The sequence below is a fragment of the Dyadobacter sp. 676 genome (genome assembly GCF_040448675.1).
Taxonomy (GTDB): Bacteria; Bacteroidota; Bacteroidia; order Cytophagales; family Spirosomataceae; genus Dyadobacter.
On sequence record NZ_CP159289.1, the window covers coordinates 5,822,365 to 5,839,449 of the forward strand.

The window sequence follows — 17,085 nt, forward strand, 5'->3', positions numbered from 1 at the left end:
AACAGCTATTTGCCATGAAGTTTGCCTATCTGGCCGCTTTCGCGGTTGTGTGGTCGTTCTCTGCCTACAAGAAGGCCCCCCGAAATACCCAAACAGATGATTCGCAATTTGTCGGAACCTGTGATTATGCCCGCGAAACGGACCTCCGCTCATACCAGGCCTTTATCCTGGTCAAAGGCCGGCCGCTTTCCGTTCGGTCACTATATGGGCAACCGGTCGGATCTTACGCCAACGCGAAATTGATCATAGCCGGGGCGAGGGGCTGTGCAGTTAAAATGCAAAAAATCTCAATTTTTTTTGTAGTAAATTCGCTACAAATAATACCCGGCAGGTTTTCAGGAAAATAGAAAAATATGCGTTTTGACGCAATAGGGTTACAAAAATTGGACGAAGATTTTAAAAACGTAGAAATTAGGACACTAAAATGTAGTATTTGTTCTATAAAAAATATTTTTTGTAGAATTTATTTTATTGTATAATTGAATCGTCGGTTGTAGCTTTCCGTTGAAAAATTTTCTATCATCAGTTGTGGATAGAAAACCTGCACCACAAAAAATCTCTACAAAATATCGTAACGCGTGCGAGTGCCCACGGCCGGGGCCGGTTTTTGAAATTGTTAAACTATTCGAACTGACACTATGACGATTTCTACGCAACTTCCGCATGACTGTTGTTACAGTCTTACCAGTTACGAGGGCGAAAGGTCGCCCCCGAAATGATGTTTCACGTTTCAACGGAGCATCGTAGAAACGGTATCCAGATGCTTTCCATTTAGCTTACCCGGTGCCTATACCAACGGGGACCGGTGCTTCGTTGCCCGCCTTCAATCGCAAAGGCGCTGCACCATGGTATCCGACAAATTCGGCGTACCCGGAAAGCGGCTCTTTTGAGGTCACGGGAGTGGTATGCTCATGACGTTTATGTATATCCGTTACTAATTGGCAAACGGATCCAACGTGTAGGATTTAACTGCCTGAAACAGGCGAAAAGCGCACAAGACAAGGTTTCGTCCCGCGCAGGTCAACATTCATCAATATCAACGTATGGAAAAATTACTACCTAGTCGGCCTCTGCTTAGAGCTGTTCGACAAATCGGCTCGGTTTACGCATCAAGAAAAACTGTTCTTTTCTGGGTATTTGCTTTGATACCTTTCTTGTCCAGCGGGCAGGTTGTTTCACCAGACACGAGTTTATTGCCCTGTAACACACCAACCGCACTGAATCTGCCGATCTATCACATGAGTATCGTCCCCAGTGTGCCGTTGGGAACAGTGTGGACGGGTACTTACGGCCTGGCGGGCGCGGTGGTGAGCAACTCCGCCAATGCGATCAGCGCGAGTACGAGCGATGCAGCCACCTTCCTTGCGGTGCTTTCGGCCAGCGGAGGCATGCGGTTGACCGTTCAAAGCGACAACGGTTATTATCCGGCGGGCTTTTTCGCCGGCTTCGAGATCCAGAACACGGGCATTATCGGGGCCACATTGCTGGGCTCGCTCACGGTCCGTACCTTTCTGAACGGTACGATGCAGGAGGAATTCACCGGTGCCAGCGGCTTGCTCGCGGCGAATATCGTCAGCAGCAGCGGCAGAACGACGGTCGGCTTCGTGACGACGAAGAACTTCAACAGGATACAGATCGATCAGGCTTTGTCTCTGAGTGTTAACCTGGGTACGACGCAGATTTTCAACGCCGTGGCGACCAAATTCTGTGCCGAATCGACGCCTCGCGCATGTAACGTCGTCGAACACTGGCATAACCCGACCTTCCCGGTATATGTGAACACCGACCGGACCGGTATCAGCGATCTGGCCTGCGCGAACTGCGCGGTGCGAAATACCGTAAATCTGATTAACCAGGATACGACGGATTACGCGGAGATCGACCTCGTGGCCTCGCTCGGTGCAACCGGATCCGTTTCGATCAAAAACACCAGGACTATCTACCCGGCAGGTACCTTCGCAGGATTTGAGATAGCCGACCAGCGGACGATCGGAATTGCGTTTGCGGCCGGCCATACCGTAACAACCTACCTCAACGGCGTACAGCAGGAGCAGGTATCGGACGGGGGCGCATTGGGCAGCGCGGGTGTTTTCACCTCTTCCGGACGCGTAATTACAGGTTTTAAAACCAAATTCGCATTTGATGAAATCCAGTTCAGTGTCAGCAACCTGGGATCTGTACAGGCCGCGCCTACGCGGGTGTACGGGGCGGTGATCGAACGCTTTTGCGAAGGCCCGGCGTTGGCATGTAATACCAATACCAAACTGGTGAAACCCAATTATCCCGTCATTGTCGACAGTCGTAATACAGGGATCGACGCCGTTGCGTGTATTCAGTGTAACATCGTTGAATCAGGTAATGCGATTGACGCGGACCCCGATAACTATACCGAACTCGTGATCCCCGCCAACATTGGTACAACCGCCGCATACGGTGTCACCGACGGGGCGAAAATTTATCCGGCCAATACCTTCGCCGGTTTCGACATCGACAACCCGAACCTGATCGGTGCCAGCGCGCTTTCGGGGATTACCATCTCTACCACGGATCAGTACGGCCTCGTCATCGAGTCGTTTTCGGGTAACAGCGGGTTGATATCCGCAAAAAGCTCGGTGCTCAACGGCGCGGGCAGGCAAACCATCGGCTTTCTGGCAACCCAGCCTTTCAGCGGTGTAAAAATCACCGTCAGCTCGGTTGTTAATGCCAATATCGGTACGACGCGCATTTACAATGCGGTATTCAAATCATTCTGTGCCAATGAGCTGGCTTGTAATACGCTGACGGCGGTTTCCAACCCGACCCACCCGGTATATGTAAACGGCGTCCGGACTTCGATCGACGCGGTCGGCTGCGCGGCTTGTCAGCTGAACAATTCGGAAAACATCGTCAACGGCTCGGTAACCGTTCCGGCGACGCTCGTAATGGGTGCCAGTGCAGGCTCTTCGGCCACGGTTGCGGTGGCGAATGCGATCGAGACTTATCCCGCCGAATCCTTCGCCGGTTTTGACATCGAATCCGGGGCCCTGCTTTCAGCAAACGCGCTGGGCGGTATGACGATCCATTTGTATAACGATGGTACGCTGGTGCAAAGCGGCACCGGAAATTCGCTGATGGCCGGGGTAAGCACTTCGCTTGTGACAGGCGGCAGCAACAGGCAAATTGTCGGTATCATCAGCAAAGTTCCCTTCGACGAAGTACAGCTGGAAATCACAAACCTGCTGGGCGTGGATCTGGGCACCATTCAGATATACCGCGCCTATATGCAAAGGAGCTGCGCGATCACCGTCGACTGTAACTTTAATGTAACGCTGAGCGATCAGAACCACGGAGCGGTGATCGACGGGGAACAAACCGGAACCAGGGGCATTGCCTGCGCGGGTTGCGAAGTACAGGCCCCGTGGAATGCGGTTTCCGCTTCCACCACCGACTTCGCCCGGATTCACAACCTGGCCAGCGGTGTGCAAACCAACTCCCTGGCCGTAGCAGTTCCCGCTACCTCGTTCCCTGCCGGTACTTTCGCCGGGTTCACCATCAAAAAGAACCCGTTCCTGCTTTCGGCGGGTTTGTTCACCGGCATTACGATCACCACTTACCTGAACGGGGTTGAGCAGGAATCGAAAGCCGACGCGGCATTGTTCGACCTGTCGGTCCTGACGCAATGGTTTGGTACTCCGGCAGATTTTTACAACCCCGGCTTCTACACGACCGTACCGTTTGACGAAATCAAGATTTCCATCGGTTCGCTCGTGCAAGCGGTAGATCAGTATGTGGACATATATGGTGCGATCGTCGATACACGGACGGCTATCGGGCTGGCCTGTAACCAAACCAACCCCGATGTGAATGTGGCGGTTATCGATGTGGCTATCGACGGAAACGTATCGACCAACGACAAAGTGCTTGCCGGAACTACCTACGGTGCGGCAGCCCCTGTGCCAGGGTACAACAATCCCAGCGGCGACTCTCCGGCAATCGGTGCGGACGGAAGCTATACCTTTACGGCTAGTGCCGCTGGAGTATACCAGTTCCTGGTTCCCGTGTGTCCTGCCAGTTCTCCGGGTAACTGTCCCGTCGAGTTGCTGGTGATTACGGTTAACGGCCCGACTTCCAACCCGCCGGTGGCTAACCTGGATGTAGCTTCCACGCTGGCGGGAACGCCGGTGACGATCAATACCCTGGCCAACGACTCGCCGGGCAACAAAGACGTCCAGCTGGTACCCGCATCGGTAGTCGTGACGGATTTGAACGGTGGCAACCCCGGTAACACTGCCAGAGGAGGAAATGCGGTAGTCAATTCGGCCATAGGGGCTATTACCTATACGCCTCCTGCCGGATTTGCGGGCAAGGACACCATCCGCTATACCGTTACCGACAATCAGGCGATACCATTGAGCGCATCGGCTTACCAGATCGTTACCGTAATGTTGCAAGGTACAGGCAACAGCACTCAGGCGGCTGACGACTATGTGCTGCTGACAGCCATTTCGGAGCTGACCGTCGACGCGGCCCGCGGTGTGAAAGCCAATGACACGGACCCACAGGGAGATGCGCAGACAGTAACAACCCAAACCACCTCCGTTCCAGGCAAAGGTACCTTGACACTGCAAAGTGATGGAAGCTACACGTTTATGCCTGAACCGACCATCTCGGGTTCCACCATGTTCGCATACACAACGACAGACTCGCAGGGAGCAACCGCGAATGCGACGTTGTATATTTCGGTAGCGCCGGGCGCATTACCGGTAACATTGGAGGAATTCCGGGCCGTGCGGGAAGGCAACCAGGCACTGCTGTCGTGGTCGACCAGCTGGGAAACCAACAGCGACTATTTCGAGGTACAGCACAGCCAGGACGCCAGACACTGGTCACCGATCGGTAAAGTGGAATCTTACGGCGAGAGCAACACGCTCCGGCGTTATACCTTCGTCCACAAAACGATGGTGGCGGGAATGAACTATTACCGCCTTAAAATGGTGGATAAGGACCTGACTTATCAGTACAGCAGCATCCGGAACGTGGAAGCGGAAGGCAACAGTATGCTGACCGTCGCTCCCAACCCGGTTTCCGACCGTCTTTTCCTGACCAGCCTGGCGGGACGGAAAATCAGCCGGGTGTCGGTTGTCAACAGCGGCGGCACTGTGGTTTACTCATCGAAAAACTTCCCGTCCGCCGGTATCCAGGTAAGCAAATGGGCGTCGGGTATGTATGTGATTGAAGTTACCGAGGAGAGTGGTTTGACCCATCGCCTTAAAACCGTGATCCAGAAATAACGTTTATTGATTCATATCGGGACAAGGGTGGAAATTCTTCCGGAAGGAAAGGGTTTTCACCCGCTCCCGAAATTTTCTCCCGTAAAACCTCCAAAAATCGTTTTTAGCTTCACTTTTCAATTCTTCATTCTGAAAAATCGCCATTGCGTTACTGCGTAGCCATACCCAATCGACGGTCGGCGCCTGCCACCCGGGTTCCCGGCTTACGATGTTACCGCTGACGAGCTGTTACCTACGGCGGAATCGCCATGCCTGCCGGCAAAGCCTCGGGAAATGTAAAACTGCGGGGAGCAGGTACGCGATTTTGATTGCAAGCGGCCTTCTTGTATATGTACTACTTCTGGTATGCAATGCAGCTATGAATGCAGCAATAATAGACACACACCCGGTCTCCTCGGAAAAATTAACACAGGTTTTGAATGAGTCTTTCGAAGACATCGACATCGTTACCTTTGCGTCTATGGAGACCTTCGCCGACGTGGTGGATAATGACGGCCTTAAAGCCGATATCGTAATTGTCCACGTTAGCGGAACTGTTTACGAAGCGGACTTGTCGCCTTTGAACCGGATACTGGCAAACCGCCCCGGCAGCCGGATTATCGTTCTGTACGATCAGCGGGCCATGATTCTGCCATTCCTGAAAATCGGGGCTCACGGATTTCTGAAAAAGACCGATCTCGGGGAATTAAAAGACTGTATCCACTGGATTCAGAAGGGGCGAAGATATTGCAACAACGAAATCACCAACTGGATCATAAACGCTTCCCCCAAAAGGCTGGGAGGACATCGGGCCCGGTAACCCGGCTTGTGCTTGCCGGCATTATTTGCCGGTAATGACCTTCGCGACGCGGTCGCGACGAACGTCGTGAGGGGCCGGAATCGCACGCCGACAGCGCGGAAGGCATAATTTTTTTGGCAGGACGTGGCTCATATTGTGATACAAATCGAGCGACGATGAATAAGAACTTTGCCTGTCTGGTGATTGATGACGACACGGATGACCAAGCCTTTTTTCTCTTTGCCCTTACAGATACATTCCCCGCGGCGACCTGCTATTTTGCCAATAATTGCCTCGAAGCCATCGAGCGGCTGGCGACCGGCCTGATACCCCCGCCCGACTACCTTTTCATGGATTGGGTTATGCCCGCGATGCAGGCCGAAGAATGTATCGCCGAACTACGCAGAATCCCCGGTATGGCCGCCACCCGATTTTTTATCCTGTCCGGATCGGCCCCGTTTTTGACGGCAGAGCAGCAGTCGCAGCTCGGGATAAGCAGGATTTTGGTGAAACAGGGAAATGTGGATGACCTTTCGGGGCTTCTTCAATCGGTGATAATTCCTTAAAACTACACCTTCCGCTGGTCTGCCCGCAGGCAGGGGCGCTTCATACCCAAAGTGAGGAGCGGAAATCATACGGGAACAACGGATATTGCGGAAATGCGGGGAATTTCTTTGCGTATGCCGTCTGGTGAACGGCTTGTACGAAGAAATGCCGGGCACGGGTTTTGCATGACGGGCGTCCGTTAGTTGGTTTTTTAATTCAACCTTTATCACCCGTATGAAAGCATCTACCCCGAAAAAGGGCTTTTTTTATGAAAATAGCCTGAGTATTGTTTTTATAACACTTTTCATTGCCACACTACTTGCCCAGGCGATTACCGGATGGCACGAGCACAACGAGGAACTCAGGCAGGAAAATGCCCCGGCCATCGGTTTTGCGATGTACCTGCAGAGTGGCCACTTCATCTCCGCCACCTTTGAAAATTTCGAAAGCGAATTTCTTCAAATGGCCTTGTATGTGGTTCTAACCGTTGGTCTCCGGCAAAAGGGCTCGGCGGAGTCCAAGTCTCTCGATCAGCCCGAAGAAGTTGACCGCGAACCTAAACCGAGTGCCGACGCACCCTGGCCGGTCAGGAAAGGCGGCCTGATCCTCAAAATTTATGAGCATTCACTTTCCATTGCGTTTGTTTTACTATTTCTGATATGCTGGTCCCTGCATTTTTATGGAAGCTGGCTGGACCAGAATCAGGAGAAAGCGCTCAATGGCGAGCCGGCGGTCAGTCCGGGGGAGTATCTGACGGAAGCGAATTTCTGGTTCGAAACCTTTCAGAATTGGCAAAGCGAATTCCTTTCGGTGGCCAGCATCGTTATACTGACAATTTTCCTCCGCCAGAAGGGTTCGCCCGAATCCAAGCCCGTAGATGCACCTAACGCTGAAACAGGCAAGTAAATCGCGGGCTTGACCGCTGGCCGAGACATTATGCCCTTACCGAACCGGCTGCTGAACTGCAGCACCTGGGCGACTGTCTATTAGTGAAGGGACTGTGCGAGTTGATGGGGGGCAATTTGAAAATCGAAAGCAGTCCGGGGCGGGGTACCAGGTTCACAATCCGCCTATCGGTCCGTTGGTCGTAGCTTTCAGGTCTTGCAGCCGGATCATGGGCAGACATCGTTAATCCGGATTTAAATGAATGCAGGTTTCGGCCGGATGGTCGTATTTAGCATTAAAAAAAGGCGGCCCGGCAAACCGGGCCGCCCGAGGCATTTATTTAACGTGGACGAATTTGTGTGTATGAACAGATCCGTCAGTGTGTGTGATGCGAAGGATGTACACCCCGGCGTCGAGCTTGCTTACATCCAGTTTACCGGAGTCGACCGGTCCGGAGCTGTAAACCTGCAAACCTGCCAGGTTGTCGATCCGGATGGCTTTCACCTGTTTCCAGCTGGTCACTTTGAGCGTCAGCTCGCGGTTAACCGGGTTCGGATAGATGCTGCTTTCCAGTTTGCGCTCGAAGCGGACGCTCCGGATAGCGCTGAAAGCAAACGTACCATCGAGGTCCACCATTTTCAACCGGTACAGGTTTTCACCGGCTTCCGGCTTGCGATCGGCGAAAGTGTAGGATTTTTTCACCTTGCTATCACCTTGCGCTTCCACGATACCAACCTGCTTCCATGCTTTGCCGTCGGTGCTGCGCTGGATTTCGAAGTGATCCGAGTTGGTTTCTTCCGAGGTTACCCAGTTCAATTCCGCTGTATTTTCACGCGCGGTGGCCGTGAAGGACACGAGCGTTACCGGAAGCGGTTTCTCCCAGCGGATCGTGTAAGGGGCAGGTGGCGACTGCTCGCCAGCCTCATCCAAATACGCGTACTCGAAAGTAGTGCTGGTGTAACCGGTGCCGGTCAGCTTGATGGTCATCAGTGCCGGGTCGTAGTTCGGGATTACTTGTCCGGCCGTTACCAGCGTGCCATTGTAATACAACTCGCCATGGTCGGGCAGGGTTGTGATCACCACGGTGCGGTCTTTACCCGAACCGTTCAGCGTACCATCCTCAGGGTCGGTGCCGGTAAGCTGGTCAGGTGAAGTCGTGCCTGCACCTGTGCTCGTGTGCGTACCGTTGAGGGTGATGACCTGGTCTGGCGTAGGCTGGTCGATCAGGTAATCCTTTGGCTCTGCCAGCGGCGGCTGCTGCACGCCGAAGTTGGCATTGGTCACATCGGTAGTGGTTACCACGATATTTGGCAAAATACCATTCACCGTTCCGTCGCTTCCGGCATTGGCGCCCAGGTGCTCGCCGGTGTTGTTCCAACCGGTCGGCAGGCTAGGTGTCGCCGATCCGGCGGCTGTCTGGTGCAGCACGACGCTGTACGTGTCTGGCTGAACATTACCGAAATCGTAAGAGCCATCGGCATTGACCGGAACAGTGGCAACGACTGCCCCTGTGCTGTCGATCAGCGAAACATACAAGCCCGACGGAATGGTCGTTACCGAACCGGTTGTATTGACGGTGCTGTCGGTCAATGCATTGGCATCATGGAAGACGTTACCCGACAAGCTCACGACCGGCGTAGTAAACGGCTTGGTCACCGAGCTTTCGTTACTTTCCAAACCGCCGTTGTCGGTTACAGTGAATGGCACGTCTACGGTCGGATTGCCATCGATTGGGTCGACGAGCACTTGCAAGCCTGTTACCGGCACGGTCACGCCCGAGTCGGGGAACACCTGCTGTCCGGCTCCCGGGGTAGTGCCCGGGGCGACGTAGGTTGTCCCGTTGATCGTTACAGTCGTCACATTCTCAGGGAACTGGGTAAATGTGATGGATTCGACAGTACCGTCCGGATCAGAGAAATTGAAATCCCCGGAAATATCCACGGTCACAGTTCCGCCAGGGTTTGGCGAGGAAGGCAGGTTCTCGTCGGTCGTCACCGGCGGCTGCTGCACGCCGAAATTGGCATTGGTCACATCGGTAGTAGTCACCACGATGTTAGGCAAAATACCATTGACGGTTCCGTCGCTTCCTGCGTTGGCGCCCAGATGCTCGCCGGTATTATTCCAACCGGTTGGCAGGCTAGGTGTCGCCGATCCGGCTGCTGTCTGGTGCAGTACGACGCTGTACGTGTCTGGCTGAACATTACCGAAATCGTAAGAGCCATCGGCATTGACCGGAACAGTGGCAACGACTGCCCCTGTGCTGTCGATCAGCGAAACATACAAGCCCGACGGAATGGTCGTTACCGAACCGGTTGTATTGACGGTGCTGTCGGTCAATGCATTGGCATCATGGAAGACGTTACCCGACAAGCTCACGACCGGCGTAGTAAACGGCTTGGTCACCGAGCTTTCGTTACTTTCCAAACCGCCGTTGTCGGTTACAGTGAATGGCACGTCTACGGTCGGATTGCCATCGATTGGGTCGACGAGCACTTGCAAGCCTGTTACCGGCACGGTCACGCCCGAGTCGGGGAACACCTGTTGTCCGGCTCCCGGGGTAGTGCCCGGGGCGACGTAGGTGGTGCCGTTGATCGTTACAGTCGTCACATTCTCAGGGAACTGGGTAAATGTGATGGATTCGACGGTGCCATCGGGATCAGTGAAGTTGAAATCGTTTGAAATATCGACAGTCACTGTTCCACCAGGGTTTGGCGAAGACGGTAGGTTCTCGTCGGTCGTCAGCGGCGGCTGCTGCACGCCGAAGTTGGCATTGGTCACATCGGTAGTGGTTACCACGATGTTTGGCAGAATACCATTCACCGTTCCATCGCTTCCGGCATTGGCGCCCAGGTGCTCGCCGGTGTTATTCCAACCGGTTGGCAGGCTTGGCGTCGCCGATCCGGCGGCTGTCTGGTGCAGCACGACGCTGTAAGTGCCTGGTGTTACATTACCGAAATCGTAAGAGCCATCGGCATTGACCGGAACAGTGGCAACAACTGCCCCTGTGCTGTCGATCAGCGAAACATACAAGCCCGACGGAATGGTGGTTACCGAACCGGTCGTATTGACGGTGCTGTCGGTCAATGCATTGGCGTCGTGGAAGACGTTACCCGACAGGCTTACAACCGGCGTGGTGAAATCAGCGGTTACCGTGCTGACGTTACTTTCCAGGCCGCCGTTGTCGGTCACAAAGAACGGAATCGAAGTAGAAACATCTCCATCTACAGGGTCAACCAGCACCGACAGGCCCGTTGCGGGGACTGTCAGGTTTCCTGCCGGCCATACCTGCTGTCCGGCACCCGGTGTAGTGCCCGGCGCTACATAGGTAGTGCCATTGATCGTGATGGTTTCGACATTTTCAGGGAATTCCGTAAAAGTGATCGACGCCACTGTTCCATCGCTATCAGTCAATCCGAAATGCGAGGTGAGATCCACCGTAGTGTTTCCACCAGGATTCGGTTGCGTGGGTTCTGTACCGCCGGTGGTTACCGGAGGCAACTGGATACCGAAGTTGGCATTGGTCACGTTTTCCCCCGCGACAGTTACGCCGGTCAATATGCCATTCACGCCCGCGTCGCTACCCACACCCGCGCCCAGGTTCTCGCCGGTGTTCACCCATCCCGCCGGAAGGCTCGGTGTGGTAGAACCGGTAGAAGTCTGGTGCAATACGATGCTGTAATCACCCGGAGCGGTCACCCCGAAATCGTAAGTGCCGTCTGCATTGACAGGGACAGTTTTTACGGCCGCACCGGTCGAATCCACCAGCGTTACATAAAGGCCGGTCGGGATCGACGGGTCGGTAGCCGTGCTGTTAACAGTCACATCCTTCAATGCGTTGGCATCGTGGAATACATTACCGGTCAAAGTTACCGGAGCAAAACATGCCTCGGGCGCATTGATAGCCACATTAACCTGTTTAACCAACTGGCACTGGCTTGCATTGTCTGTTACCGTAACGGTATAGGTTCTTGGCGAACCGGTCGTTACAGTAGGATTGGCAATGAATGCATTGGAAAGACCTACCGACGGACTCCACACGTAGGAGTAGTTACCCGAAGAGGTCACATTCAAAGGCAATGCCGCCGAAGTACCTTCGCAAAGTGCTACATTGTCCACAGTCGCGGCAATGGTATTTGGATTAACTACCACTACCACTTCCTTGTAATTGCTGCAACCGGTTGTCAGGTTGGTCTGCGTCAGCCGGTAAGTCTGGGTGGACGTCGCAGCAACAGTGGTACTGGTGCTGTTCGGCGCTGAAACGCCAGTCAACGGGCTCCATTGCCAGGTAGTATTGGCAGGAGCGGTGCCAGCCAGTGAGAGCGTCGCTACGCCACCTTCGCAAATGGCAGTGTTACCGGTGATCGCAAAATCGGCAGGCGTGTTGACAGTCACCACTACCTGGTCGGTGGTGGTACAGCCATTCAGGGTCACGCTAACGGTGTAGGTCGTCGTTGTGGTAGGCTTAACGGTCGGCTGGGCGACGTTGGCCGCGCCTACGATGCCCGCTCCTGTCCACGAGTAGGTAGCGCCTGCGACGGCCGGCGTACCGATGACAGTGGATTCACCAGGGCAAAGCACGGCATCAGAACCTGCATTGGCCGACGGGCTGACTTTCACCTGATCGGTGAAAACACATCCGCTGGACAGGGTCACTGTGACGGTGTAGGTCATCTCGCTGGTGACGGTGGCAGTCGGGTTGGCGACGTTGGTCGCGCTCAGCCCGGTTGCGGGTGCCCATGCGTAGGTAGCGCCCGCAGGAGCGGCCGGGTTGCCGGCAGCGCCGTAACCGATGGCGATCGGGCCCGCAGGACAGACAGTCTTGTCTACCAGTTCAAGGCCATTGACCGGATTGACAGTAACAGTCACCTGATCGCTCAACGGGGTATTACAGCCCGGATAGCTCACTTTCACTGTGTAAGTCGTAGTGGCGGTCGGGTTGGTGACGGTCGGGGTGGCGCAGGTGGTGCAGCTCAGCCCGGTAGCTGGTGTCACGCCGTCAGCCATAAACCATTCGTATTGCGCAAATGGCTCCGCATCGCGGCCCAGTTGCACGGCGGCACCCTGGCAGGTGCTGACCGCTGCGCCGGCGTATTCGCCGGTAGCGACGGTGTTGCTGAGTACAACGGTATCCTTAGCCACACAGCCCGAAAGCGGGTCGGTTACGGTAAGGATATAGCTTTGAGGTGTTGCGAATGCAAACTGTACCTGAGGTTGCGCGTCGTTGGCATCGGTGCCATTGGTCCAGGCTGTGTTGGCCGGTTCCCACGAATAGGTCCAGTTGGTGCCGGCGGGTGCAGCAGTACCGAGTGTTACCGTTGCGCCGTTACACACCGCGCGGTCCTTGCCCGCATTGGCAACAGGTGCGGACGAGTTCACGACAACTTCTGCTTTGGTCTTACAACCTGAGGCCGTTTCGGTAACGACCACCGCGAAAGTCTGGCTGTTGGCAACAGTCGCTGTCGGGTTGGCGATGGCCGGATCGCTCAGGCCCAGCGCCGGTGTCCATGCGTACGTGAAACCGGCTACCGGCGTATTACCGATCTGTACCGGCACGTTCGGACAGGTATATTTGTCCTGTGTCGGGAATACAGGCAGTGACCAGCCCGGAGGGTTGATCACAATCGACTTCTGACATACGATCGAAGCATCGTATTTGTTGGTCACCGTTAAAGTGATCGTAGCCTGTGCCGTAGAGGTGATATTAACCGTCTGCGCACTTGCATTGTCGACCAGGTTGGCAGGGCTCCATGAGAAGTTATAGTCGGCGGGATTGCCTAGAGAACTACCCAGGCGCAATGCCGTACTGCCAAATACTTTGGGACATCCCTGTTCCGACAAAGTCAGGATTTCGAAGTCGCAAGTCGCTCCCGGTCCGGTGCAAGGCTGAATCAGCACATCGGCCGTACACGTAACGCCATTCAAAGTTACCGTGCGACGGAAGCGCGTAACACCGCTATTGCTTTTCAGATAGGCATCTTTACCGCCATTGCGGGTTTGCAGAACAGCACCGTCCCCGCTCACCACGCTCCATGTGTAAGTAGCACCGGGGGCGTTATTCTCATCGAGATGGGAAACCCAGGCAGGACCGCAAATGGTTTCATCCTGGTCGGTAATACGGTTGCTGATCACCGAAACCTGCACCTGGTCTGTGAACGCACAGCCATTCTTGGTAGCGGTAACCGTATAATTGATCGCTCCGCCCGTGACGGCAGCCGTTCCTGCATTGAAAACGGGATTGGCTACCTGAGAAGAAGAGAGGTATTGTCCGGGTGTCCAAGTATACGCAAAAGTATTATCGGCAGTACCGCCCAAGGTAGTGGAGGTGTTTTTACAGATCGTCTGATCCGCACCTGCAAAGGCCAGCGTGTTATTGGGGGCTGTCACCGGGGTCACGGTCACGTCGCTGGTAGTGTTGCATGTTGCACCACTTTTCTGGGTGACCGTTACAGTCAGGCGATAGGTGGTTGCCGAAGTCGGATTAGCCACGGGCTGTGCGCAGGTGGTGCAACTCAGGCTGCTGACCGGATCGCCCGAAATACTCGTCCATGCATAGCTTACCGAAGGGCTCGCGACAGGAGGCGTGCCGATTTGTACTCCTCCGCTGCCCTGGCATATCGACTGGCTCGTACCGGCATTTGCCACGGCCGGGACCACGGTCACCTGATCGATGTCCACGCAACCGGCTGTATCGGTGATTTTCAATGTATAGGTCGTTGCCTGCGTGATGGCCGGGGTGGTGAACGAGGCCGTCGAAGCGACCGGAGTGCCGGTGCTTGTAGAACCCGAATACCATTGGTAGGAGCTGTACGAGCCCGAGCCGCCGCTGGCGCTGCCGTTCAATGTAACGGTGTTGGCGCCGGGCCCGCAAACGTACCATTGCGGTCCGTCGGCATTGGCAATGGGAGAAACGTTGCTGCTGATTACCACGGAGGCTACCTGCGAGCTATCGACTGTCGCCTGCGAGCAAAGTTCGGCATTGACCTTGATCAGCCGACGGTAATAAAGCGTCGTCTGGGAGGCCAGCGGTTGCAGGTCTTTGAAAACCTCTCCGGGCATGTCCTGCCACGGGCCGCTCGGGCTATCCGCTTTTTGCCATTGGTAAAAGACTTTTCCCGTATAGCTTGCCGGCGAGGTGACACCCACCGCATTACCTTCGATTACCGCCGGAATGCCCAGGACACAGGCGGTCTGCGTCATGGGGGCCAGGGTAGTGGCTGAAACTGCGAAGTTATCCGGCAGCGAGCCGTCGTTGAATTTGGCAATGACGCCGTCATTGGTCCCCCCGCCGTAGGTCTCCTGGTAGGCGCCCGGTGTGGCAGCGTTGGCACCTGTGGTGTTATAAACAACCACGATATTGCCTTGGGGATCCATTGAGATACTTTTACCTCTCGCATCAGCTATACTTCCCATCCCATAAGGGCCATCAACCCCTGTCGTTCCCAGATAAGTCCCCCAAACGCGTTGTCCCTGGGGGGGTAAACTGGTTCACAAATACATCCGTGCTTCCCATCGGGCTGGGCTTGTAGGTACAATTGGTGGCCAGAGCGGCGCCCGCGTCGTTTGACTGACCCATGATATTCAGGTTGCCCGCATTGTCCTGCGTTACGCTGATAGCAATCGTCATCGCTGCAATCGAAGTGGTCAGGTACGTACCCATTTTTTGGGTACCGCTTAGATCGAAGCTGGCAAAGAAGGTGCTCCTCACTGTAATTGCCGACGTCTCAAGAGCAGCAGGCACAGTTTCGATAAAAGTACCGGGAGTACTGATTCCCGAAGCACTCTTGGTCTGACCAACCGTGTAGATAGTCTGACCTGCTCTGTCGATGTGGATGTCATGCATGTAATCTGCATTGGAACCGCCAAAATAACGTCCCCAGACCCGTTGCCCATTCGTTTTATCGATTTTCAGAAGAAAAGCATCCGTGGATCCGGACTTGGTTTGTCCTTGGGGGGGCATTCGCGGCCAGATCGGTATTCGTCGTTGCTCCGGAAACGTATACCTGGCCATCGGCATCGAGGTCCATGGCGCCGAGATAGGAAATGGTGGAAGTTAGCGGAGGTCCTGCAAAAACTTGACTGAAATCAACGTAGGTACCCCATTGCCTTACCCCTGCATCATTGAATTTGACCAGTGCCGACTGGATCTGGTTGATAACGATGGTAGCGGGTAGGTTAGGTCGGAACGTTCCCGGCGTGGCGATATCGACGCCGGTTGGCGTTTGAGTGCCGGTAATAATGCTTCCATACGCATAAAAATTGTTCTGGTTGTCGACAACGATCCGGGAAGGAAAAAACGGCATACTTCCCCCGAAATAGCTTCCCCACGTGCGCTGGCCCGTGGTTGCGTCGAACCGGGCCAGAAAGCCGGTGTTCTGGTTCGCCGCAGTCTGGGCGGTCTGATGCGCGCCGGCGGTTGCCATACCGGTGCTGGTAGTCGTACCACCGATGTACAGCACATTGCCATGGACGGCAAGAGCGGAAGCTAGATCCCTTCCCGCTCCTCCGTAATAAGTGGCCCAGATACGCTGCCCCGCGCTGTTGAATTTGGCCAGAAACGCGTCTTCGTTCGGAGTTGTTCCCGTTACGCCGCCGCCATAACTTCCGTCGTAGGCTCCGGCAGTGGCAATACCGAAACTACTGGCCGTATTACCAGTTACGTAAATGTTGCCGCTGGCATCCGTTGCCACAGCCGCGATCTGGTCCACGGCTGTTCCACCGTAATAGGTTGCCCATTCCAGTTGCGGGGTAGGGTCGATGACCAGCGTTTTGGTTCTGTCATAAGACGGGACATGGAAGGCATAAACATCGGCTCCCGTGGCTTTGTACCGAACACTTACTTTTTGACCTGTTTGGTCAATCCAGCTGGCCGGAATGTGTTCGTTAAGTGCTCCATGGTTGAGGGCCATCACGACGCGGCCATTCTTAAGGACAGTCTGGTTGGCGCCCTTGTATTTGAGCCTAATTTGCGATGCATCGGCGCCGGGACGTACAATGAAGTTGTATTCAACCGGCTTGTCGGTGCCTTTGCGCGCGACGAATTCGAGGTCGATGCCGGGATACACGTCACGGTAGGTCACAGTCTGAAACTTGTGGATGCCATAGAATTCTCCGTTCCCGTTGACCACGTTCACCGGCTCGGAAACGGCCGGACCGGTGGTCATCGCCGCCGCCGGGTTAGCCCCGAGCAGCTCGATATCGACACGGTGGAACTTGTTTTTCGTCGTGTAGGTGTCGTAACTGAAACCCGTCTGACGCAATTGGACTTTGAGTCCGGGCATGCTCAACAGGTATTTCACAGCCTTGTTGGGCTTACCTGCCTGGTTAACGAGCTGTCCCCTGTTTTCGGTAAAGCCCGCGCCTGCGGCATCTTTCAGCCATTGCGACATCTTGTCTTTGCTCACCTGTTCAGCGGGTCGCTGGGGAGGCGGGGGTACTGCGGGGGCCTGGGCCGTCGCCGCATAAGTTGTCCAGCCCCATAAGGCCAGAAACAGTAGAAATCGTTTTTGCATAACTGACAGTTAAATGAATGAATAAACATAGCGGGGTGGTTCTCAGATCTTTTTCTGTTTCATAGGCATGGGATTTGGTGAATAATGTGGTTGAATC

At 54.8% G+C, this 17,085-nt stretch carries 7 protein-coding genes; 4 read left to right on the forward strand and 3 right to left on the reverse strand.

Annotation, left to right across the window (positions count from 1 at the left end; translation table 11 throughout):
* Positions 1–1,238: 1,238 nt before the first annotated feature.
* The 4 genes from ABV298_RS25745 to ABV298_RS25760 all read left to right on the forward strand — a co-directional run bounded on the left by ABV298_RS25745 (position 1,239) and on the right by ABV298_RS25760 (position 7,500).
* The gene (locus ABV298_RS25745; RefSeq protein ID WP_353719002.1) at positions 1,239–5,270 is read left to right on the forward strand and encodes an Ig-like domain-containing protein; all 4,032 of its coding nucleotides are present in this window, start codon (positions 1,239–1,241) and stop codon (positions 5,268–5,270) included.
* A 415-nt stretch (positions 5,271–5,685) separates the two neighbouring features.
* Positions 5,686–6,069, forward strand: a complete 384-nt coding sequence (locus ABV298_RS25750) for a hypothetical protein (RefSeq protein WP_353719003.1) — start codon at positions 5,686–5,688, stop codon at positions 6,067–6,069.
* Between the two features lie 155 nt (positions 6,070–6,224).
* On the forward strand, positions 6,225–6,614 hold the full coding sequence (locus ABV298_RS25755; protein ID WP_353719004.1) for a response regulator: 390 nt from the start codon (positions 6,225–6,227) through the stop codon (positions 6,612–6,614).
* Positions 6,615–6,828: 214 nt separating this feature from the next.
* Positions 6,829–7,500, forward strand: a complete 672-nt coding sequence (locus ABV298_RS25760) for a DUF6766 family protein (RefSeq protein ID WP_353719005.1) — start codon at positions 6,829–6,831, stop codon at positions 7,498–7,500.
* 315 nt (positions 7,501–7,815) lie between these two features.
* On the opposite strand, the gene ABV298_RS25765 is transcribed toward ABV298_RS25760, so the two are convergent.
* Genes ABV298_RS25765 through ABV298_RS25775 form a run of 3 tightly spaced genes read right to left on the reverse strand, consistent with a single transcriptional unit; the run spans position 7,816 to position 16,988 of the window.
* Positions 7,816–14,850: a T9SS type A sorting domain-containing protein gene (locus tag ABV298_RS25765; protein ID WP_353719006.1), complete on the reverse strand. Its 7,035-nt coding sequence runs from the start codon at positions 14,848–14,850 to the stop codon at positions 7,816–7,818.
* A 52-nt stretch (positions 14,851–14,902) separates the two neighbouring features.
* Positions 14,903–15,493, reverse strand: a complete 591-nt coding sequence (locus ABV298_RS25770; RefSeq protein ID WP_353719007.1) for an SBBP repeat-containing protein — start codon at positions 15,491–15,493, stop codon at positions 14,903–14,905.
* Positions 15,375–16,988: an SBBP repeat-containing protein gene (locus ABV298_RS25775; protein ID WP_353719008.1), complete on the reverse strand. Its 1,614-nt coding sequence runs from the start codon at positions 16,986–16,988 to the stop codon at positions 15,375–15,377. Before ABV298_RS25775 ends, ABV298_RS25770 begins: the two co-directional genes overlap by 119 nt.
* Positions 16,989–17,085: the final 97 nt, after the last annotated feature.

Excerpts from the sequence above, each read along its gene's own strand:
- ABV298_RS25745 (WP_353719002.1), top strand. The coding sequence starts at position 1,239 with ATGAGTATCGTCCCCAGTGTGCCGTTGGGAACAGTGTGGACGGGTACT.
- ABV298_RS25755 (WP_353719004.1), top strand. The coding sequence starts at position 6,225 with ATGAATAAGAACTTTGCCTGTCTGGTGATTGATGACGACACGGATGAC.
- ABV298_RS25760 (WP_353719005.1), top strand. The coding sequence starts at position 6,829 with ATGAAAGCATCTACCCCGAAAAAGGGCTTTTTTTATGAAAATAGCCTG.
- ABV298_RS25765 (WP_353719006.1), bottom strand. The coding sequence starts at position 14,850 with ATGGATCCCCAAGGCAATATCGTGGTTGTTTATAACACCACAGGTGCC.
- ABV298_RS25770 (WP_353719007.1), bottom strand. The coding sequence starts at position 15,493 with ATGCCGATGGCCAGGTATACGTTTCCGGAGCAACGACGAATACCGATC.
- ABV298_RS25775 (WP_353719008.1), bottom strand. The coding sequence starts at position 16,988 with ATGCAAAAACGATTTCTACTGTTTCTGGCCTTATGGGGCTGGACAACT.